This is a genomic window from Schinkia azotoformans, assembly GCF_035811335.1.
Taxonomy (GTDB): domain Bacteria; phylum Bacillota; class Bacilli; order Bacillales; family Bacillaceae_J; genus Schinkia; species Schinkia azotoformans.
The window spans coordinates 72,061-92,639 of record NZ_JARSMD010000010.1; the positions used below are offsets into that span (position 1 = coordinate 72,061).

Consider the following 20,579-nt stretch of genomic DNA (forward strand, 5'->3'; position numbering starts at 1 on the left):
AATAAACAAAACATTAGAAACCACGGGGGCTAATCCCGTGGCTCAACTCAATGATCCCGATTTACTAGATAATTCAATAAATGCTTTAGAAAAAGAGTATTGCGTGGTACTTTCTCCAATACCTCCATTGCAAGACAATAATGTTCCCACATCGCTCTTTTTGCACCCTCCTGACCCAGGATTGATACAAAAGTCGAATTGTTGTTTTTGGCATCTTTTCCAATGGGTTTTCCAAGTAAATCTAATTCACCCTCAACATCTAGTAAATCATCTTTAATCTGAAACGCAATACCCGCATGTTTGGCAAATGTTTTCAAAGATTTAATTTCTGATTCATTTGCATTAGCAAGAATAGCAGGCATGATGAGGGGAGCTTCAAATCCCAGCCCGGTTTTGTAAAAGCACATCCAGTTCAATTGCTCAAGCGTCAATTGTTTTCCTTTGGAATCCAAGTCTATCACTTGTCCCTTACACATATCCGCCGCCGTTTTGGCCGAATATCGAATCAAGTGAAGCACGGCTTTCGAATCGAACTGAGCGAGAGAGGCTTGTTCCTCTACCGCCTTTTGGGTCAGAAATAGCCCTGTCAATTCAGCTGTTGCGATATTATACAATTGATGTAAGGTTGTACGCCCCCTCCTGATGGACGCATTATCTTGGGATGGTAAATCATCAAAAATTAGCGACGCAGTGTGCATATATTCCAATGATCTTAATAGTGGTGCGATTAAGGTACTTTTCAGTCCATAACCATCAATTGCCATGACCCAAGTTATGATTGGTCGCAACCGCTTTCCGTCCCCTTCAAGAATGTAATTTGCTGCATCAGTTATTGGCTCATGCAAAGCTAAATGGTCATCTTTAGGAATCCTTAAGATGTTGTCAATTTGATTGCGAGCTGTTTCGATCGTATTTAGAAAGTCTTCCTGCTCTTTCCGTTCATTCCTTAGATCGGTAATGATATGGTCACGAAGCAATTTATCAAAAAAATCTACATCCCCCGCTTTTTGAACCATCTTTTGGATGATACGATTAAAACTGGGATTGCCAGAAGCAAATACCCCCATAACTTCATTGTACTTGTTCTCTCCCATCCGTTCTTTAAATCGTTTCAGACCGTTAATGGCACGGTCCAAAATTACTTCACGGGTTTTGGTTTCGGAGTCATACACATTATGGATTAAATAAGAGATGACCGTCCAGTATAATTCAAAAGGATTAAGTAGATCAGAACGCTTATCATGATATTTTAAATAATAAGTATACGGTGTAACCATACCGTTACCCATGTCATCAAACATATCGGCAAAATCATCAGCCAACTGGTTATATATCCCGTAATAGAATGTTCGGCTTTCAAAATCCTTATCCTCATGAGCGCTGATTACTGAACGTGCAATTAATCTTGAAGTCGAAGATTTTAGTATGATCGGTATATAAAGCTCCTCATTGGTGTAATGCGGATGTGATAAATCTTTTTCACGGTCTTCCTCCTGGGAATTAAAAAAAATATAGGATTGCTCGAAAAATTTTTTTGTTGTATCCGGGCTCTGGTTATCCCTAATATATTCAAAAGCATCTTTTAGCTCCGAATAAATGACTTTAATCAAGTCTGAATTATCTCCAGTCCACTCCCCTATCTCAGATACAGAGCCTGTTAATAAACTTGAACGTATCAAATCGGAATATTGTTTTTTCTCATCAACTGATAGCACGTTGGCATCCAAAAGGTCATCAATGAAAGGATAGGTTAGACCATAGGAATAGCCGAGCCTTATAGCTCTGTTTAGTTTCCAAGAGCGGTCTTCTTGTAAAATATCATTGCCCTTCTCTTCAAGCTCGTGCATCAACACTCCAGCTATGATTTTGATCAACTTTCGCTGGGCATTTTCCGCATCCATCCCCTCTGGAATCAATATGGAAACAGTCTTTAGTTTATTTATCAACCAGATGATGGTTGATTCTACACCTTCCTTCTGTGCCCACCGATACAACCCCGCAATGCTAAATACCTCAATTTTATCCCCTTGATTTGTGGTGGAATTAGTTAGATGATTTTTTATACTTTCAACTACACGTTGAATCTTTTTCTTTGTATCAGGGGAATCCAAGGCTTTGCCGAGATCCCTCAAAAATATATAAGAAACACTCCGATTCAAATAGTGGTCTAATTTCCCATTTTTATTAAGCCAGTGGATATAATTGTAATACTCTCTGGGGGCTGGTTTTCTCCTTCCTTGTAAAAAAAGGGATAGAAACGAATGATGAATATGATTTTGTTTCCATGATTGAAAATCATTTGTTAGGGTAGGAACGTACTTTTTTTGTGTGACTTGCTCATGAAGTAATTTAAAATAATGGGAAGCCTTCTGCTCCGCCAACCGATAGGATGCTTCAGCATTAATTATTAATTCCCGTTCCATAAACATTACCTCTGCTTCATTTTCTCTTATATTTATTTATATTATAATAGAGGCAAATTTTAGCACCCGAAAAAATCAAATTCCATATCTTAAATAGATCATAGATTCCCCTACCACTTCCTTGTTTTATTTCTTATCTTAACACAACACAAAGTGTTAACCATTAACGAAAGAAAATCACCCCTTATTCGCTCCGATAACTAGAGCCGGGGTGATTTTGACGTAATAAATTTTCATATTATATTCTATATGCAAATTGTTAAATCTCCCTTTTTAATTGTTTAACAAATTGGCTAGTCCAAGTACTGGATTTTAAATACATTTCAAATAATTGGGCTTCGGTTAAATCATAAGGATATTTTGTTAAAGACTGATTCTTCTTACTAGGACGTTCGGCTCTTTCCATTAAATCTAATACCAACTTATAATGATTTTCTTCCCCTAATAAAGCACTTTTTATTTCTTTTGTAATAGGAAGTCCCTCAAGAATAGTACTCATTGGCAAATGTAAAAATGAATCAATACACGATAATAACCCTAATAAGAAATATTTTGATTTATTCTGCTTATTGTTTTCAACTACTGCTAGGAATTCTCCCAACTTAGCCCTTGTTAAACTGAGATGGATAAGTTCACCTAGGGTAGCATTATTTTTTTCCTCCTGTAACCCTTTAAGCGCGAGAACATAGATCCACTTTTTAATTTCTATTAAGCCTAACAACACAATGGCTTGTCTAATAGAGCTAATTTCATATTTAGGCCTAATAACTGGTGAATTGATTAATTTCAATAATTTATAAGAAAGTGAAATATCCGTCTCTATTACTTCTGTAATCTGGTCTAAATCAGGCTCTGGAGAATCAAGATACTCCAGCACGGTAAAATACGATTGAAAATAGGACGGAATATCATGACTTTGTAGTATTATTGGTTTACTGAAGAAGTATCCTTGAAAGTAGGAATAACCATCTTCTTTAGCTTGTTCATATTCCTCTCTAGTTTCAACCTTTTCAGCTAAAAAAATAATGTCATAGGGAACTAGATACTCCATCATCTGGAGACGTGCCTTTCTTGATGTAGCAAGGAAATCAATTTTAACGATATCAATAATCTTTAGTAATTCCATCGTTAAATCATTACCATGCATCAAAAAGAAATCATCAAGGGCAATCCTATACCCTAACATTTTCAGCTCTTTACAAATTTCTATTAATTCTTCTGTAATTGGCACATCTTCCAATATTTCAATTACAAGATTAAGAGGACTAAAATACGTAGGCAATTTCAACTTTAATAGATTCTCTGTAAAATTCACAAAGCATGGTTTACCCTCTGACAGGTCTTTAATTCCTATATTTAAAAAGCTATTAATAATAACTTCAGATGTTGCTTTATCTCCATCTGATGCATTATAAACATTTTCTTTACCACTTCTATAAAGCAATTCATAAGAGATCACATTTTCTCTGGAATCAAAAATTGGTTGTTTGGCAACGTATACTTCCATTTTTGTTTGAATTCCTTTCCTTTATTACTTCTTAGTGGCATAATAACGATTTACCTAAATTTTACCACAAAATCCTTATTCTATGTTTTAATATTTTAGTTTTGAAAATTGGACAAATGAACCTTTAACTGATATTGTGCTTATTTAGCCTAGACATAATACAAATAAATGTGGTAGCATAATATAGTTTCCCACAGTAACCATTACCTTAGCTAACTATATTTTTTAAAAAAAGAGGTGTTTGCAATACAAACTTATCAAAAATTCTTTCATCAATTGCTTCTGATGTACCGGCCATTTGAAAACAGACTTAATGTTCACCTCGCTGAACATCAGCTATATAGAGCACAATGGACAATTTTGTACTATTTGGCCAATAACGGAACCGCTACACTTGTAGAACTTTCCCATTATATGAGTGTCGAAAAGCCCACTGTTACTAGAACAATGACTCGCTTAGAGGAGCTTGGCTATGTCGAGCATGTTGTAGGCAAGGACAAACGTGAAAAAAGAATGCAGCTTTCAGCAGCTGGACAAAAGATATATCAAGATATACGAGTAACAATTGATCAATTTGAACAGGAAATTTTAGAAGGGATCACGGAGAAGGAACAAATTAATGCCATCCGTATCATGGGAATCATTCGAGATAATATAACAAATAAGGGGTAATAAAGTGAATTCATCTAGAGAATTATTATGGACAAAGGATTTTATTATTGTGTCAGGTATTAACTTTTTAATAAACCTTGTGTTTTATCTTTTAATCGTCATTATTGGGGAGTACGCGGTTGATCAATTTCATGCATCCACTAGTGAGGCAGGTCTTGTTACAGGCATCTTTATCATCGGTTCTTTAATTGGCAGACTTTTTACCGGTCGTTACATTGAGTCGCTTGGGCGCAGAAGAACGTTATTTATTGGACTAGTCTTCTTTATCTTAACAACACTTCTATATTTAATGAGCTCTAATATTGGCATCATGCTGATTACTCGTTTATTACATGGCGTGGCAGCTGGTATGGTTGGAACAGCTACTGGAACGATTGCTGCCCAAATTATTCCGGCAGTACGAAAAGCAGAGGGAATTGGTTACTTCAGCATGAGTGCTACCCTAGCAACGGCAATTGGTCCGTTTATCGGTCTTTATATGACGCAGCATACTGCTTTCCGAACAATTTTTATTTTTTCCATTTTCCTAGGGATTATTAGCTTCATTCCATCATTGTTTATCAATATTCCTGCTGTTACAACAACAACCAAACAACCTCACGAAACGCAAGGAGAGGGCTTTAAGCTTTCAAACTATATTGAGCCAAAAGCTGTGCCAATAGCCATCATAACATTCGTTATTGCTTTTTGTTATTCAAGTGTTCTATCCTTTATCAAATTCTATGCGAATGAGATTAACCTAGTTAGTGCGGCAAGCTTTTTCTTTCTTGTTTATTCGATTGCTGTTTTATTTTCACGTCCATTCACCGGTCGCTTAATGGACTCAAAAGGTGCAAACTATATTATGTACCCTGGATTTGTCATTTTAGCAGGCGGAATGGTGCTCTTAAGTGCAGTTACCTCTGGATATCTATTACTCCTAGCCGGTGCATTGATTGGGCTTGGCTTTGGTAATATGCAGTCAAGCACACAGGCCCTTGCCGTCAAATTAACACCATTACACCGGATCGGATTGGCCACTTCAACATTCTTTATCGCCCTTGACGCCGGACTTGGCTTTGGACCATATTTACTTGGATTTGTCATTCCAGTTACGGGATATCGCTCACTATATGTGATCCTCGGATTGACCGTTCTAGTATCTACGGTTCTGTACTATTTCTTGCATGGTAAAAAGGAACATGTATTACGAGAAAATATTAAATCAGTAGCCTAAATATAGGTAAGAGGCGAATATCTTTCGCCTCTCGGATTATTTCAGGTAGATTCAATGAACACTTTAGAAGTTTTTTTCTCAGATTCATAAGGAAAAAGCACCGGCATAGCGATGCTTTTCATTCATTATTGAAAGGACAAATCTACTAATCCGTCTAATTTAGGATTTTCTTTGAGGAAATCTAACTCAAACGATGATTGGGCAAACTCTTTAATTACATTTTCATTAATTTCAGTAGTATAGGTAATGCGTGCCATTGCTTGTTTAACGATATCTTCATCAACCTCTTGTTTCGTTAGGTCCTTGATTGATTGAATGGCAATTTTTTGTGCTTCGTCTGGTTGACTTTTAATAAAATCAACTGCTTGTTGCTGTGCCTGAACGAGCGCTTTAACAACCTCTTTCTTTTCTTTAATTAAACTTCCATTTACAACAAATACAGTGTTTGGCAGGGTATTCCCATAGGCAATTTCATCTGTGCTAACAATTACTTTTGCTCCATTTTGGGCGAGAATTGATGCCCATGGTTCAGGAACGGTTGCTAAGTCTACTTTCCCTGTTTCGAACATACCTTGATATTGGGCTGGATTGCCAGTGACATGTTGTAATGACCCACCGATGCGTGATGATGTTAATTTATCATTTCCTTGTTGCTGTAAATACGTTTCAAATTGAACATCATGTGTACAGCCAATTCCAGGGGTGATAAATGTTTTCCCTTCGATGTCTTCTAAATTAGTAATCCCACTGTTAGCACTTGCAACGACAACTGTTCCGCCTGATGATGCTCCGGAAACAATTTTCACATCTGCTCCACTTGCAAAATTGTTCATAACTGGAGCCGGTCCAACTAGCCCACCATCAATATCACCTGACTTTAACGCCGTCATGAATGTGCCTCCATCAGGAAAAGTTCTATATTCAATATCAAAATTCTCACCAAGCGCTTGTTCATAATAGCCTTTTTCACGGGCAACCATAGCTGGAACATGGTCAATGTTCGGAAAATAACCAATCACAATTTTTTCCTTTTTAGCCCCATCACCAGTGCTCTTTGTAGTACTATTTGTTCCACAAGCAGTTAAAACTGCGATTGTGAATAATAAGACAAACGCTAATTTCCATTTTTTCATTGTATTATCCATTCCTTTCTACAAGTCCCCATTTTGTCATTACACGTTTTTCAATCCGTTGAAATACAATTAAATCAACGGTGACACCAATCACCCCAATCACTACCATAATTCCTAGAACGATATCCATACGGCCAAAGTCAGAAGCAAATTTCAATGTATACCCAAGACCAGGTCCCGTACTTAATAATTCCCCGGCCATTAATGCCCGCCATGCAAACGCCCATGCCAACCTTACTCCAGTTACGACATAAGGGATTGATGCCGGAAAAGCAACTCGAAAAAACAAATCCAATCCATTTGATCCCATCGTTTGCGCTGCTTTAATATAGAGGGGAGAAACATTTTTTATTCCTATTCTCATATTGATTGTCATGACAATGGTGGCACCTAAAACGACGATAAAAATAACCGATTTTTCATTTAACCCAAACCACATAATCGCTAGCGGCAACCAGACAATACTTGGGATGCTTTGCAGAGCTAAGATAAAGGCCCCCAGTGTTTCATCTGCTGTTTTTGACTTAGCAAGAAAGACACCAAGCAAAACCCCAATGATGAGCGCAATCACAAGTCCAATTAATAAGCGAGTAAAACTTGCTCTCAAATCATGTAATAATGAGCCATCTGCCAAACTTTCCTGTAAACTTAAGACAACATCTGTTGGAGCAGGCATAAGTACCTTTGGTATGTTAAACAATCGAACGACAAGTTCCCAAATCCCAAATAATAAAGCAAAAAAAACAATTCGTTTAATAGCTAGCCGCATACCGTTGCTCCTCATCTACTACTTTGTCAATTTCAGCTTTAAGCAGTTCCATAATCGTTTTTTCATACATTGTAAGCTGGTGAATATGTTTGTCACGTGGCCGTTCAATTTTTAGCTGAATATCTGCCAAAATAACGCCTGGATGGGTTCCCATCACAATAATGCGGTCTGACAATTTTAACGCTTCTTGAATGCTATGGGTTACAAAAAGAATAGTCTTTTGTGTTTCCAGCCAAATGGTTTCAAGTTCAAGGTGAAGACGCATTCTTGTTTGTTCATCTAATGCACCAAATGGCTCATCCATCAATAAAACTCGTGGATTCATTGCCAATGCTCTCGCAATTGCAACTCTTTGCTGCATTCCTCCTGATAATTCATGGGGGTAATGGTTGGTAAAAGGGCTTAGCTGTACGAGTTTTAAATATTTTTGAGCAATTTCTTTCGCTTCCTTCTTTTTGACTTCTTTTCGTAATGGGAATATAACATTTTCTTCCACTGTCAACCATGGGAATAAAGCAGCCGCTTGGAACACCATCCCTCGATCCTTTCCGGGTTTCGTTATCTTTTGACCATTTAGGTAAACACTTCCTTCACTTGGTTTCACTAGACCAGCAATAATTGATAGTAAAGTCGATTTTCCACATCCGGAGGGACCTAAAAAAGAAACAAATTCACCTTCATTCACATGCAAATCAATATCTTTTAACACTTGCTCCACTTTCCCATGATTTTTAAAACTCTTTTGTATATTGGATATATGAAGAAACATAAGTTCACCCCAACTTTAATTTCAATTTATATAATTCACATTGTTTTAATCGGAATTATAGTTTATTATATTACTAAGATATGGAAAGTCAACACAATTTTTTGAAAATAAGTACAATAAAGGTTGGATTGAAAATGAAAATTTATAACTCAATTCTTGATTTAATTGGGAAAACACCGATTGTGAAACTAAATAAACTACCAGATGAAAACGGCGGGAATGTTTTTATTAAACTTGAATCATTCAACCCTGGAGGAAGTGTGAAAGACCGCGCAGCCCTTCATATGATCGAACGTGCAGAAAAAGAAGGCAAGCTGATTCCGGGGACAAGTACAATCATAGAGCCGACATCAGGTAACACTGGTATCGGGATTGCCATGGTAAGTGCTGCAAAAGGGTATCCATGTATGATTACAATGCCTGATAATGCGACAGAGGAGCGCGTAAAAATCTTAAAGGCATATGGAGCAGAAGTCATTTTAACGCCCGCAAGCTTACGTATGCAAGGCGCGATTGATGAAGCATCAAGGTTATCAAGCACGATTCCCGATAGCTTTATACCTATGCAATTCGAAAATCCCGCAAACCCTGATGCGCATAGGAAAACCACCGCTGTAGAAATCATCAAAGCTTTTGATGGAAAACTAGATGCCTTTGTATTAACTGCAGGAACAGGCGGGACTGTCACAGGAGTTGGTGAAGAATTAAAAAAACACATACCCAATATTAAAATTTATGTAGTAGAGCCAAAAGGGTCACCTGTTCTATCAGGCGGAAAACCAGGCCCCCATAAAATCCCGGGAACCGGACCTGGATTTATTCCAAAAATATTAAATTCTACTATTTACGATGAAATTTTACTCATAGATGATGCTGATGCCCAATTTATGGCACGCCAGCTTGCAAAAGAAGAAGGAATTTTTGTCGGAGCATCCGGAGCAGCTTCTGCCCACTTTGCAGTTCAGGTAGCAAAAAACCTTGATCCATCTGCAAATGTTCTTTGTATAGCCCCAGACACAGGGGAACGTTACTTATCAACTGATTTATTTTGATAACTGTAAATAATACTCCCCCACTAGCCAAATAGCTTGAGGCGGGGGAGTATTGATCATATCAGAACTATCCCCTATATTTGATCGCAAGTCCTTTTAAGAAGTTTCTGGCAAACTTGTCCCCGCATTCTTTATAGTTTTTATGTCCCTCTTTTCTTAACAAAGCACCAAGTTCTCCTTTTGTTACCGTTATTCCAGCTTCATCAAATATTTCAAGCATATCCTCTGTCGTTAATGCCAGAGCTATTTTAACCTTCTTTAATAGGAGATTATTAACATTGGCGCTTTTATTTATTGAAGGTTCTGATGGTGTATCAGGCTGCCCTGGTTTAGTCTCTTGTTTCCCTCTTTTGAAGATGATAAGACCATTTAAAAATGAATCTAGCATACTGTTATTGCATTTAATTTGATCGCTATACTCGTCTTCATCCTCAGCAGACTTTGTAAGTATCTTAATTACATCCGGCACTGAAACTTCCACGCCGCCAAGTTTAAATATTTCCGCCATTTCTTTATTTTTTATTTCTAGCGCGTATCTTAATCGGATTAATATATCGTTATTGTCCATTATTGAATCTCCTTTTTTAATTGTCGCTTAATTCGTACAATTTGAATAAGCATCTACGTTTGTAGATGCTTTGTCAACTATATCATATATTACACAAAAAAATTAGACCCTTAGCGAGCCACGAAAGCCTCTGGCTGCGTAGTAGGATTCTGCTCCATTGTGGTATACAAAGACAGTATCGTAACGACGATCACAAAAGATAGCCCCTCCAAGTTTTCTAATATTATCAGGGGTTTTCACCCAGCTCGATGTTTTCAAATCGAAATTGCCGAGTTTCTGCAGCCCCCGGTATTGTTCTTCCGTTAAAATCTCAATCCCCATGTCAGCAGCCATATCAATAGCAGTATTTTCTGGTTTATGTTGTTTCCTTGACTCCAGCGCTTCACGGTCATAACAAACACTTCTGCGACCTTTTGGACTTTCCTTTGAACAATCACAATAAATGTATTCATCAGTCTCTTTATCATGACCAATTACATCCGGTTCACCTTCAGTTCTTTCCATTTCACTAAGCGACCACAGTTTTTCAGTATTTGCTTCGAGTTTTGCATGTATGTTAGCCCATTCAAGATCTTTATGGCGATCCATATTTTTCTCGAACCGAGCCTTTAATTTTCCGAGTATTTCTTCATGTTGTTCCGGTGACAACTCTTTACTATTGCTAGTTTTACTTTCCTTGCTCATGTTAATATCTCCCTTAAATATTTTTACTCGTAATAGTAAAAGCTTACCCGATCATGTCTCAGTTTATCACGTATCCTCACAAGATAATCGAATAGTATTTATTATATTTATCTAAAAGGTAACAAATTTACAATAAGAAATGTTATTTTCTTTTTAAATACGCTTTGTTAAGAACAAGAACCTTCCCATTCTCAGCTTTTACGTATCTTTTTAGCATGAATTTATAATGTTCAAATACTATATTCCCCAAAAGATAAAGTGATAGTGTTATGAAAAGAAGAAAGGCTATTTGAAAGATTATTTTACTCATATCCTCAATGATATATACCGTCATTACAACATGTGCCGCAGAAGAGGTCATTATGATAAAAAGCACGTTACATATATGAAAAGAAGCCATCGCATTTTTTTCTTCAAATTTCCGCTTTCGTTCAGAGCCAAAATAAAGTAAAAAAAAGATAGACATTGCAATCACAACTACATTTACCATATATGTAAGAACAAGGTTCACTTTCCTCTCCCGCCTCCTTTAAATACCTGCATACCTTCCTATCCTTATCATAGAAGTTTTTTACATCTTTTGTATGAGATTGATTCAACTGTAATAATGAAAGTTTACAATGTTTGTAGTAATCTTTTATTTGATATTTAACAGTAATGATTGAAAGAAAAAGAACCCATTAAGGGAGATTAAAAAAACTAGCAATTACTTTGTACTCTCCTTGTAGCAGTGAAAATTCATGGTAATCAATGAGCTGAACGATTGCATCTCCTTTTAAAATAAAACGAATCAATCCGTACCGCTCATCGTCAAATGAGTCGTAAATACGCCCTGCACTTTTCGTTCCGCGTGCCACTGTCGACGTACTATTGGCAACATAGCCAACCTTTCCGAAAGGCTCCAACTCCACCGCAATTGCCTCATCATCATAGGAATTTTCAAAATCCTTCACTAATCTTACAATTTGTCCGACACGAAAAATCTCCGAACCTTTATAATGTCTACTGCCAACAATCGTGACAAACACTTCCTCATACAATACCCACCAACCCCTAATCAAAAGAACTTTATCAAGCCACACTTTTACCTAATAACGCTAGTCTTCTAATAGTACGTGAGTTTCACCTGACATGAATTCAGGGAGAAGTTGGTCCCTTGTTATAAATAGTTTTTGATGATAATAATGAAGTGTTTTGAGCCACTGAAAACCATAATTCTGATAGTCTCTTAATTCAGCCTGTAATGAATCAGGCCGTTCAACTTCAAGTTCTTCTGGATTTTTCAAACGGTTTAACAGGCGCCAAAACTGTTTTCCATACTTCGCTTTTTCTTTAGATATCATTTCATCAATCTGAAAAAATGATTTCAAAGTATTCCTTTTCAGATTCCGATTGTAATTGTTTTTGTTTACTAATATAAGGTTCATTTTCATTATAAATACAATATACTCTTCTTAGATCTGTTATATATTGGGTTGCTATTTTATACGCCGTAATTATTCTAACTCTATTAAAATATCGCTTGTCACGTTTTTTGAAGTCACAACTACCCTATACTCTTTACCATCTATATTTTTCTCGTAATAAAAATCCTTGCTACTTTTAGAAGGCTTAAAAATATAAGTAGGTAAAATTAGAACCTTTTCAATGATTTCTAATGATATCTCATTATGTTTAGGGATAATATGAGTAAAGTAGCTTTTTTTTGATAAGAAAATTTTGTTTGTCAATATCAGTAAAAAACAAAACTTTGTTCATCTCATAACCCCCACTGTCTTTATTCGACAATAGATGATAAATCCCTCTGATTAATTACGTGCTAGGATAAATTTCTATTGTACTTAAACACCTCCAAAGCACATGAATTAACCAAATATGTATTGTAAAATCCTAATCATTTAGGCAAGTCACTTTTCAATTTCCTAATACTTTACGTAAATTACGAATCCCTTCTTCAATTTCTTGTTCTCTTAAATTTCCATAACCGAGTATCACCTTATTTACATGTCTGCCTTTATGAATGGTGTGATGTTCTACAGGATAAACCTTTACATGGTTTTGATAGAGTCTTTCTATTAAATCCTCTGTAAACTCAATTCCTTTAAATTCCGCTATGAGATGTAGACCAGTAGAATCACCCGAAATTTCTCCTGAATGTCCAAACTCACGAATCAACGCTTCCCTTAATACTTCCCGCCTCTTCATGTAAACTTTTCTCATTTTGCGAATATGACGTTCCAGCAGACCTTCTTCAATAAAACGCGCAAGGAGCATTTGATTCAGTGATGGAGTATGAAGGTCATGAAACCATTTAAGGCTTCTACAACGCTCAATGAGAGCCTGCGGAAGCACCAGATAGCCCATTCGTAAGGCTGGAGAAAGATTTTTACTAAATGTTCCAACATAAATGACTCTTTCAGAATCCAATCCTTGAAGGGAGCTGATAGGTTCGCCATCATAACGAAATTCACTGTCGTAATCATCCTCAACAATATAACACTCGTTTACTCTTGCATACTGAATGAGTTGAATTCTCCGCTGAATAGGCAAAATACTGCCTAATGGAAACTGATGGGATGGTGTTACAAAAATAAACTTTGGTTTTTCCCCATCTGAAAGCAAGTCTGTTCGCATCCCTTGTTCATCAACAGGAATCGGAATTAAAGTAGCTCCAGTCGATGTAAAAATAGTTTGAATTTCATTTGTAATGGGGTCTTCAATAATCACCTTATCTCCCTGCAAAAGCAGTAGCTTCGTTATTAAAGAAAAGGCTTGAGTTGCTCCTGATGTAATGACAATTTGGTCTGCATGGCAATTTACCCCTCTTGTTCTTCTTAGATATTGTGAAAGAATCTTTCTTAATTCCAAACGCCCTTCAGGATGGTCATATCCAAAGGCATAATCAGGAGCTTCTAAACATACGTCTTTTGCCAATCTGCCCCAATCCTTTCTTGGAAATATATCTAAGGCAGGTATCCCTGAACGAAAATCAATCACACCTTTTTCCTGGATACACTCTTCTGAAATTTCCAAGGTTGTCGTTCGTTCATCCTGTATTTGCTCCAAAAATGCTCCTTCAGCTACAAAAGTACCTGAACCCTGCTGTCCAACAATATATCCTTCCGCCAATAATTGCTCAAACGCTTCAATTACAACATTGCGTGAGATTCCCAACTGGGAAGCACATTCACGAGTAGCTGGTAGCTTTTCTCCTGCTTTTAGCTCTCCATTTAAAATTAGCTTTCGTATGTATTCATAAACTTGTCTCTTTAAAGGAATATCCAGTGTACGATCAATTGGAATCCAAAGCATTCATTTTCCCTCCCTTAAAATTGGTACTCAAAAAATCACTCTAAATTGGCTCTTATTCTAACCATTTTATCATGATACCGTAAAGGTGCATGACAAATTAAAAACGATTGAACACATTATAGGGGGTACATAACAATCATGGAGAAAAAATGTGTAATGGTAATTGACTCAGAACTGCCACTTGGGTTAATTGCCAATACTTCAGCAGTGTTAGCTTTAACTTTAGGGAAGAAAATTGAGGGAATCATTGGCTCTGTTGTAGTCGATGGAGATAGTCAAACTCATGAAGGGATAACAACTACTCCTATCCCAATATTAAAAGGTTCAGGAGCTATGATTAAAGAATTAAGGGAAACTATATCCTCCAATTATCCAGACTTATTTCTTGTCGATTTTTCCAATGTGGCTCAAATCACTAAGAACTACGATGAATATATGAATAAGATAGCTTCATTTACTTCTAATGATTTTGAATACCTGGGGATTGCGGTTTACGGAAATAAAAAACACGTTAACAAATTAACTGGGAGTCTTCCGCTTTTACGATAATCTGATAATTTGAGGGGGCATTTGAATGCAGTTACGAAGAACATTAGGTTGGAAAGAAGCGACTTCTCTTGGAATTGGTGCAATGGTCGGAGCAGGGATATTTGTTCTTAGTGGGGTTGCAACAGGCAAGGCAGGACCCGCAGTTATGGTTTCTTTTATTTTAGCCTCTTTACTCGCCATATTATTGGGGCTATGTTATGGTGAGTTAGCTTCACGATATCCAAGGGCTGGTGGTTCATATGAATATGCACGAGAAACGATGGGAGGTTTCATTGGAACGATTGTTGGCTGGGCATACTGGGGAGCTTGGTTGGCCGCCAGCAGCTTCGTCTCACAAGGGTTTGGACATTATTTGAACGCTCTTACTGGTGCTCCCCCAAAGTTAAGTGCAGTGCTTTTACTTATTGGTTTAGGAATGTTAAATATAGTTGGAATTAAATTCAGTGGAAAACTTCAAGTAGGTATTGTATGTACAGTCATTGCTGTACTCATAGGATTTTTCATTTTCGGGTTTAAAAACGTTAATTTTTCTTATTATCAACCTTTTTCTCCTAATGGGTTTTCTGGAATATTAGAAGCAACCTTAGTGGGATTTCTATCAATTGTCGGTTGGGATGCAATTGTTGCTTCTGGAGAGGAAATACGAAATCCAAAAAAGGTGATACCATTAGCCATTATTACTTCCATAATGGTTGTTTTATTTCTTTATTTAGGGCTTTTATTTGTCTCCATTGGGGTTATTCCTTGGTAAGAGTTCGGAGCTTCTGAAGTCCCTGTAGCTTTAGCCAGTCAACAATTTTTAGGAGACCTTGGTCCAATCTTTATTAGTTTAATCATTGTTTTGGCATTACCAGCTACATGCAATGCATTTATCATTACGATTTCGAGAACTGCATTTGCGATGGGAAGAAATGGCTTATTACCGAAGAAGATAGCCTATATTCATCCACGCTTTCAAACACCTATTTGGGCGATTACACTTGGGGTCGGCATTCAAATTGCATTTACACTGATAAGTTCGATAAATATTGCTGTAACAGCTACAGGATTTTTATATCTATTAACTTTTATTTTTACGATAATTGCCTTTTTCATCTCAAGAAAAAGAGCTACTATAAAAGACAAAGAGGCACAATTTTACGTTCCTTTTTATCCTTTCATTCCAATTTCGGCATTGCTTATCTGTTTAGGATTACTGATACCCGTTGGGAAGTCTGGTTTTTTAACAGGACTCCTATGGCTATCCTTTGGAATAGGTATCTATCTACTAAGATTAAGAGTTATTACAAATACTGAAAAAGTTAATCTTAGTAATCAAGCAACAAATTCTTAGGCAGGTTCAAATGTCGAACCTGCCTTTATGAAAACATCAGTTTATTTCTATAAGTTTATCTCTTGAAGGAATTGCAGAATTCGTTAGAGAAGGACGAAAAACTACTTTCCATTGTCCATTTAAATTCTTAGCTTATTTAACTATAGTCCTATTCAGCTTGTTAAAAATATTTTCCCTTTATTTTTTTTAGAAGATTCAGCAAAAAGAACAGCTTCTTTTACTTGCAACAAATCGTATTGAGAGTCTTTCTGCATAAGTGTTAATTTTTCATCATTTATGAGCGTAATCAATCGGTGGAATGTTTCTTGCCAAGTTTGCACTGATACTTGTTGATTCCAATAACGTAAATGAAATAACTTAGTATTCACTTTTGCCTGTAGTGAAATTCTTTGCCAGTCTACAGGCGTTCCTGATAATAAACCAAGAGTTAAAAAAAGCCCATTAGGGCGAACACAAAATGCTAATTCAGTACCATCAATACCTCCAATTGAATCAATTGCCGAGGTTGCACCCAGTCCATACGTTAATTCCATAACAGTATCGTGTAATGCTGTCTCTGATGTATTGATTACATAGGAAGCACCAAGTTGGAGCAGGTCTTTTGTATAATTGTTGTTTCTCGTTACAGCAATAAGCCGAAAACCGAGAACTTTAGATAATTGAGCAAAGATACGACCAATGGCAGAACCACAAGCATTCACCAATAATACATCATTTGGTGCCAGCTTTAAAACCTCTGTACAAATAATCCATGCTGTTACCGGATTTATGTATAACTGTGAAGCTGTATAATCATCAATGGAGTTCGGAATTGGCACTGCAAATTCAGCAGATGTTTTAACAAATTCCTGCCAAGTCCCTTCCCCACGTAAAGGCAAAACACGTTTACCAATCAGTTCTTGTGAAACAGAAGCCCCTACGTCTTCTACAATTCCAATTCCTTCATAGCCAGGAATATTAGGCAACGAAATCCGATGGGAGTATGCCCCTCTAATTGGTATTAAGTCAGATGGATTGATAGGGCGAACTTTCATACGAACTAGAACTTCTCCGTTCGTAGGTGGTTGTATATTTTTACGTTCAACTTTTAAAACACTTTCTGGACTTCCGAACTCATAAAATTTAATACATGTTGCCTCCAATACAATAAGTCTCCTTTAAAAATTAAGTTTTATTTATGGAAGAAAAAAAACATCTATTAATTCCAACAACGCAACATTTTCTACGCGGCTTGAGTGTTGATCACAGACATATTGATGTAGTAGTGTTTACCTAACCTTTCACACAAGGAAATCTCCCCGGCTTTAGCCAAATAAGCTTCAATCACTTCTTTACGGACACCTTCCATACGTAAGGCCTCCATAATTGCTTCACGAATTAATTCCTTTATTTTAGAAAAGTCCTTTATACTCGGACGATATATAACGATAGGATATCTTGTTTCATTATTCATCAAAATGATAGCCTTTCTTCTGTTAATGCCAAAATTGGCATGCCAGGCCACTAAACTATCTGGGAGTTGCTCATGGTCTTCAGGGGAGGCCAACTCACTTCCCTTTATTCCTATCCTATCAAGCAAAGCCTTTGTACATTGAATTAACATTAGAATCGCCCTATCATTTTTACAATTCTTTCTATAATATCTTCAAGCCTGTCTTTTATTGCTTCAATATCCATCTTATCCTTTGCAATCGCCAAACCACTTTTATTAATTCCCTTGCTTTGACATATTTTAAGTCTCTTATTGATAACTAACATTATTTTATAATATTTATATATTATACATTAGAGCTCTACCTCCAGTCACCGTTATGACCGGAAGTTTTTTAAAAGTCAATACCTTCCGTAAAATGAAATAAGAAAAACAATAGGGTGAGGTGAGATATACGAAGACGGTAGACAAGGTAGATCGTTTTATAGATGCCTTAGAAAAAGAAAGTAAGATTGAATTAATGGATGTTAATTAGTAGTTTAAATCAATCCGATTTTTAAAAAATGGCCCTCCTTTTAAAATCGGTTAGAGATATTCTGTCCGTTAACCTTATAAAAAAAGCTGATCAAGATCCAGAAAAATTAAGTGAAGAAGAACATCAAGAAATAGACGAGGAATATGCTGAACGCGCAAAAACTCCTCCTTCTGGATTTATTAAAAATGATATTATGCTATTTGCTCCAAAGTAACGCAAAAAGGCAACGCCCAATGGGTTAGTTGCCTTTTCCAAAGTTATCAAGTAATGCACGCACTTCATCTGTTGATTTCGTGTTCATCAATAGATTTCTTAATTCAGCAGCTCCAGGGAAACCTCTAACATAAATTTTGAAAAAGCGATGAAGCCCTGTGATCGAACGTGGCAGTACTTCCGCATATTGATCTTGAAGATCAAGCTGTAGTCTTAAAAGATCAAGGTATTCTTTACTGCTATGCTCTTTTGGCTCTTTTTCAAAAGCAAAAGGATTTTTAAAAATACCTCGCCCGATCATAACGCCATCAATACCATATTGTTCAGCAAGCTGCAGCCCAGTTTGACGGTCAGGAATGTCACCATTGATTGTTAGTAGCGTATTGGGTGCAATACCGTCACGTAATTTTTTGATTTCAGGAATTAGCTCCCAATGTGCATCTACTTGGCTCATTTCTTTTCTCGTACGTAAATGAATAGAAAGGTTCGCAATATCCTGTTTTAAAATATGCGTTAGCCACTCCTCCCACTCCTTTACATCATTATAGCCAAGTCGTGTTTTCACGCTAACAGGTAATCCGCCCGCTTTTGCTGCTTGAATAAGTTCTCCCGCAACGTGTGGACGTAGAATAAGACCACTACCTTTCCCTCTCGATGCTACATTCGGTACAGGGCAGCCCATATTAATATCGATGCCTTTAAATCCTAGTTTTGCCATGCCCATACTCATTTGACGGAAATATTCGGGATTATCTCCCCAAATATGTGCCACCATGGGCTGTTCATCTTCTGTAAAAACCAAACGGCCACGCACACTTTCCATGCCCTCCGGATGACAATAGCTATCCGAGTTTGTAAACTCTGTGAAAAATACATCCGGTCGACCAGCTTCACTTACTACGTGACGAAAAATAACATCCGTCACGTCTTCCATAGGTGCAAGTACAAAAAATGGTCGTGGTAAATCACGCCAAAAATTATCTACCATTAAACTCAAATCCTCTCATTATGTATACAACTTTAAACTCTCTTCCAAGAAATATAAAGCCAAATATTCCACTTCTTTTACACTTATATCATAATAACTTATTATGGACCTCTCAAATCAATATTTAATCGTCGAGGCTTTCATCCATCCTCTCTTGATAAGTCAAAATTAATATTTGACTAGGTTTAACCGCATATGCAAAGTGTCTTTTACATCATGATGTGATTACAGATAGGGGTAAGATGAATTAAGAAAGTGAATTTCTGTAGCCCCAAAATAACTTACTCACTTTCTACTCATTGTTTCTATCTTTCATTCCATTTTTCAAAAAATCTCTCACTTCTTCAAGTTTTAAACCAATGTTTTTAGCTTCAATGATTAATTTTACCCATTCCTCATCAATATCCACCAGATTGCACTTTTTTACTGTATTAATTTTCCTCAACTCCCGATAAATTAATGCATAGTTTCGCGGTTTTGCAAGCCATAAAAATAGATATCTACAATTTCATTTGCTAGTTGTTGAGGACTTTTTTCGTTTGTAAATAGCTTCTTGATGATGAGTCGTCCAATGGCACCGATTATACACTCTGCAACAGTTTCCATATCCAAGTCTTCTCGAAAGTAGTTATCTCGTTGTTCCGCTAATAAATTCTCAGTTAAATGCTCTTTCATCGCCTGTTTAATTTCTTCAGATTCGTCCGCAATGTAAAAGCCTATCCTCGTCAAGTGCTGATGGTTGTAAAAAAATTCAAAAAGCTTAATTAGACCACTAACAATGTTGGAAGGAAGTACACTATTATCCAGACTAGATTCGAGTCTACTATCTTTCGTTAGATTGATTAATTCGTTGCGGAACGTATGTACAAGTTCTTGAAAGATAGCTTCCTTACCGGAAAAGTAAAGATAAAAACTTGGTTGTGTTAAACCAGTCCTTTTGACAATGGTACTAATTTTTGTTTGATGAAATCCATGTTCCGCAAATTCTTCTGCTGCAACCATAAGGATTGCTTCTTTGCTTTTGATCCCAATGGACCCTTTTCGTCTACCCCGCTGTCCCATTATATGCCGCCCCTTGACTTTATAATCATTATATTACTAACCAGTATTATCTTATAGGAAATTAGCTACCGTCAAGCGGTCCGGCTTCTTTTTCGTTCTATAAAAAATGACAAACTTCAACAATATAAAAAGACTACCTCCTAGAAAGGGAAAGCAGTCTATGCTTTTCTTAATCGACACCTGAACCATGTATTTTGAATTACCAATTGATAGTGAAATAGGAAAAACAAAGATGAATTAAGAAATACAGGTAAAGGTAGTTTCAGTTAAATTATTACTCCTATACAGAATAGGTATTTTAGGTGTTCCCTGCTGAATCACCGCCTTGGGATTTACTTCAATATCAAAAGTATATTACTTTC

General features: G+C 36.6%; 21 protein-coding genes and 1 pseudogene. 6 read left to right on the plus strand and 16 right to left on the minus strand.

Annotated elements, in window-relative coordinates; translation table 11 throughout:
* Positions 1–47: 47 nt before the first annotated feature.
* The gene (locus P9E47_RS05575; RefSeq protein WP_326162790.1) at positions 48–2,423 is read right to left on the minus strand and encodes a polyprenyl synthetase family protein; all 2,376 of its coding nucleotides are present in this window, start codon (positions 2,421–2,423) and stop codon (positions 48–50) included.
* Between the two features lie 259 nt (positions 2,424–2,682).
* The gene (locus P9E47_RS05580; protein ID WP_003333193.1) at positions 2,683–3,930 is read right to left on the minus strand and encodes an EAL and HDOD domain-containing protein; all 1,248 of its coding nucleotides are present in this window, start codon (positions 3,928–3,930) and stop codon (positions 2,683–2,685) included.
* 285 nt (positions 3,931–4,215) lie between these two features.
* Between P9E47_RS05580 and P9E47_RS05585 the strand changes: the two genes are divergently transcribed.
* Together P9E47_RS05585 and P9E47_RS05590 are read left to right on the plus strand one after the other, a co-directional pair.
* Complete coding sequence (locus P9E47_RS05585; RefSeq protein WP_081585791.1) at positions 4,216–4,602, plus strand: MarR family winged helix-turn-helix transcriptional regulator; 387 nt, start codon at positions 4,216–4,218, stop codon at positions 4,600–4,602.
* A gap of 4 nt (positions 4,603–4,606) precedes the next feature.
* Entirely contained in the window at positions 4,607–5,818 is a 1,212-nt protein-coding gene (locus tag P9E47_RS05590) for an MFS transporter (RefSeq protein ID WP_003333191.1), read from the plus strand.
* A 125-nt stretch (positions 5,819–5,943) separates the two neighbouring features.
* On the opposite strand, the gene P9E47_RS05595 is transcribed toward P9E47_RS05590, so the two are convergent.
* The 3 genes from P9E47_RS05595 to P9E47_RS05605 are packed head-to-tail and all read right to left on the minus strand — an operon-like array spanning position 5,944 to position 8,489.
* Complete coding sequence (locus P9E47_RS05595) at positions 5,944–6,951, minus strand: ABC transporter substrate-binding protein (protein ID WP_326162791.1); 1,008 nt, start codon at positions 6,949–6,951, stop codon at positions 5,944–5,946.
* Positions 6,952–6,955: 4 nt separating this feature from the next.
* On the minus strand, positions 6,956–7,720 hold the full coding sequence (locus P9E47_RS05600) for an ABC transporter permease (RefSeq protein ID WP_326162792.1): 765 nt from the start codon (positions 7,718–7,720) through the stop codon (positions 6,956–6,958).
* Entirely contained in the window at positions 7,704–8,489 is a 786-nt protein-coding gene (locus tag P9E47_RS05605; RefSeq protein WP_326162794.1) for an ABC transporter ATP-binding protein, read from the minus strand. Before P9E47_RS05605 ends, P9E47_RS05600 begins: the two co-directional genes overlap by 17 nt.
* 134 nt (positions 8,490–8,623) lie before the next feature.
* Here P9E47_RS05605 and cysK point away from each other — a divergent pair, with 134 nt between their 5' ends.
* Positions 8,624–9,541, plus strand: coding sequence for a cysteine synthase A (gene cysK / locus P9E47_RS05610; protein ID WP_326162797.1), 918 nt, complete (start codon positions 8,624–8,626; stop codon positions 9,539–9,541).
* Positions 9,542–9,608: 67 nt separating this feature from the next.
* On the opposite strand, the gene P9E47_RS05615 is transcribed toward cysK, so the two are convergent.
* The 6 genes from P9E47_RS05615 to pdxR all read right to left on the minus strand — a co-directional run bounded on the left by P9E47_RS05615 (position 9,609) and on the right by pdxR (position 14,105).
* Entirely contained in the window at positions 9,609–10,109 is a 501-nt protein-coding gene (locus tag P9E47_RS05615) for a YehS family protein (RefSeq protein WP_326162800.1), read from the minus strand.
* Positions 10,110–10,211: 102 nt separating this feature from the next.
* A complete protein-coding gene (locus P9E47_RS05620; protein ID WP_326162802.1) occupies positions 10,212–10,793 on the minus strand; it encodes a DUF4256 domain-containing protein in 582 nt (193 codons plus the stop codon).
* 142 nt (positions 10,794–10,935) lie between these two features.
* Positions 10,936–11,304, minus strand: a complete 369-nt coding sequence (locus P9E47_RS05625) for a hypothetical protein (RefSeq protein ID WP_003333183.1) — start codon at positions 11,302–11,304, stop codon at positions 10,936–10,938.
* 169 nt (positions 11,305–11,473) lie between these two features.
* Positions 11,474–11,833, minus strand: coding sequence for an HIRAN domain-containing protein (locus tag P9E47_RS05630; protein WP_003333181.1), 360 nt, complete (start codon positions 11,831–11,833; stop codon positions 11,474–11,476).
* Positions 11,834–11,890: 57 nt separating this feature from the next.
* Positions 11,891–12,163, minus strand: a complete 273-nt coding sequence (locus tag P9E47_RS05635) for a hypothetical protein (RefSeq protein WP_003333180.1) — start codon at positions 12,161–12,163, stop codon at positions 11,891–11,893.
* 544 nt (positions 12,164–12,707) lie between these two features.
* Positions 12,708–14,105: a MocR-like pyridoxine biosynthesis transcription factor PdxR gene (gene pdxR, locus P9E47_RS05640; protein ID WP_326162803.1), complete on the minus strand. Its 1,398-nt coding sequence runs from the start codon at positions 14,103–14,105 to the stop codon at positions 12,708–12,710.
* Between the two features lie 138 nt (positions 14,106–14,243).
* On the opposite strand from pdxR, the gene P9E47_RS05645 reads away from it, so the two are divergent.
* Both P9E47_RS05645 and P9E47_RS05650 read left to right on the plus strand, forming a co-directional pair.
* Entirely contained in the window at positions 14,244–14,654 is a 411-nt protein-coding gene (locus P9E47_RS05645) for a DUF2000 domain-containing protein (RefSeq protein ID WP_326162805.1), read from the plus strand.
* A 25-nt stretch (positions 14,655–14,679) separates the two neighbouring features.
* Positions 14,680–15,987, plus strand: a pseudogene (locus P9E47_RS05650) (APC family permease).
* 152 nt (positions 15,988–16,139) lie between these two features.
* Here the strand turns inward: P9E47_RS05650 and P9E47_RS05655 are convergent.
* Positions 16,140–17,129 carry a zinc-dependent alcohol dehydrogenase family protein gene (locus P9E47_RS05655; protein ID WP_003333174.1) on the minus strand — a complete coding sequence of 330 codons (990 nt, stop codon included), beginning with the start codon at positions 17,127–17,129 and terminating at the stop codon, positions 16,140–16,142.
* 80 nt (positions 17,130–17,209) lie between these two features.
* The gene (locus P9E47_RS05660; protein ID WP_003333173.1) at positions 17,210–17,590 is read right to left on the minus strand and encodes a DUF6933 domain-containing protein; all 381 of its coding nucleotides are present in this window, start codon (positions 17,588–17,590) and stop codon (positions 17,210–17,212) included.
* Positions 17,591–17,982: 392 nt separating this feature from the next.
* Between P9E47_RS05660 and P9E47_RS05665 the strand changes: the two genes are divergently transcribed.
* A complete protein-coding gene (locus P9E47_RS05665) occupies positions 17,983–18,168 on the plus strand; it encodes a hypothetical protein (protein ID WP_003333172.1) in 186 nt (61 codons plus the stop codon).
* 24 nt (positions 18,169–18,192) lie between these two features.
* On the opposite strand, the gene P9E47_RS05670 is transcribed toward P9E47_RS05665, so the two are convergent.
* From P9E47_RS05670 to P9E47_RS05680, 3 genes are all read right to left on the minus strand, one after another.
* Positions 18,193–19,155: a tRNA dihydrouridine synthase gene (locus tag P9E47_RS05670; protein WP_326162807.1), complete on the minus strand. Its 963-nt coding sequence runs from the start codon at positions 19,153–19,155 to the stop codon at positions 18,193–18,195.
* Positions 19,156–19,447: 292 nt separating this feature from the next.
* Positions 19,448–19,564, minus strand: coding sequence for an anti-repressor SinI family protein (locus P9E47_RS05675; protein ID WP_003333170.1), 117 nt, complete (start codon positions 19,562–19,564; stop codon positions 19,448–19,450).
* A 47-nt stretch (positions 19,565–19,611) separates the two neighbouring features.
* The gene (locus P9E47_RS05680) at positions 19,612–20,217 is read right to left on the minus strand and encodes a TetR/AcrR family transcriptional regulator (protein ID WP_326162809.1); all 606 of its coding nucleotides are present in this window, start codon (positions 20,215–20,217) and stop codon (positions 19,612–19,614) included.
* Positions 20,218–20,579 lie beyond the last annotated feature (362 nt).

Coding starts and splice junctions, on each gene's coding strand:
- P9E47_RS05605 (WP_326162794.1), bottom strand. CDS start 8,489: ATGTTTCTTCATATATCCAATATACAAAAGAGTTTTAAAAATCATGGG.
- P9E47_RS05575 (WP_326162790.1), bottom strand. CDS start 2,423: ATGGAACGGGAATTAATAATTAATGCTGAAGCATCCTATCGGTTGGCG.
- P9E47_RS05670 (WP_326162807.1), bottom strand. CDS start 19,155: ATGGTAGATAATTTTTGGCGTGATTTACCACGACCATTTTTTGTACTT.
- cysK (WP_326162797.1), top strand. CDS start 8,624: ATGAAAATTTATAACTCAATTCTTGATTTAATTGGGAAAACACCGATT.
- P9E47_RS05600 (WP_326162792.1), bottom strand. CDS start 7,720: ATGCGGCTAGCTATTAAACGAATTGTTTTTTTTGCTTTATTATTTGGG.
- P9E47_RS05595 (WP_326162791.1), bottom strand. CDS start 6,951: ATGAAAAAATGGAAATTAGCGTTTGTCTTATTATTCACAATCGCAGTT.
- P9E47_RS05660 (WP_003333173.1), bottom strand. CDS start 17,590: ATGTTAATTCAATGTACAAAGGCTTTGCTTGATAGGATAGGAATAAAG.
- P9E47_RS05645 (WP_326162805.1), top strand. CDS start 14,244: ATGGAGAAAAAATGTGTAATGGTAATTGACTCAGAACTGCCACTTGGG.
- P9E47_RS05620 (WP_326162802.1), bottom strand. CDS start 10,793: ATGAGCAAGGAAAGTAAAACTAGCAATAGTAAAGAGTTGTCACCGGAA.
- P9E47_RS05665 (WP_003333172.1), top strand. CDS start 17,983: ATGGCCCTCCTTTTAAAATCGGTTAGAGATATTCTGTCCGTTAACCTT.
- pdxR (WP_326162803.1), bottom strand. CDS start 14,105: ATGCTTTGGATTCCAATTGATCGTACACTGGATATTCCTTTAAAGAGA.
- P9E47_RS05585 (WP_081585791.1), top strand. CDS start 4,216: ATGTACCGGCCATTTGAAAACAGACTTAATGTTCACCTCGCTGAACAT.
- P9E47_RS05615 (WP_326162800.1), bottom strand. CDS start 10,109: ATGGACAATAACGATATATTAATCCGATTAAGATACGCGCTAGAAATA.
- P9E47_RS05580 (WP_003333193.1), bottom strand. CDS start 3,930: ATGGAAGTATACGTTGCCAAACAACCAATTTTTGATTCCAGAGAAAAT.
- P9E47_RS05680 (WP_326162809.1), bottom strand. CDS start 20,217: ATGGGACAGCGGGGTAGACGAAAAGGGTCCATTGGGATCAAAAGCAAA.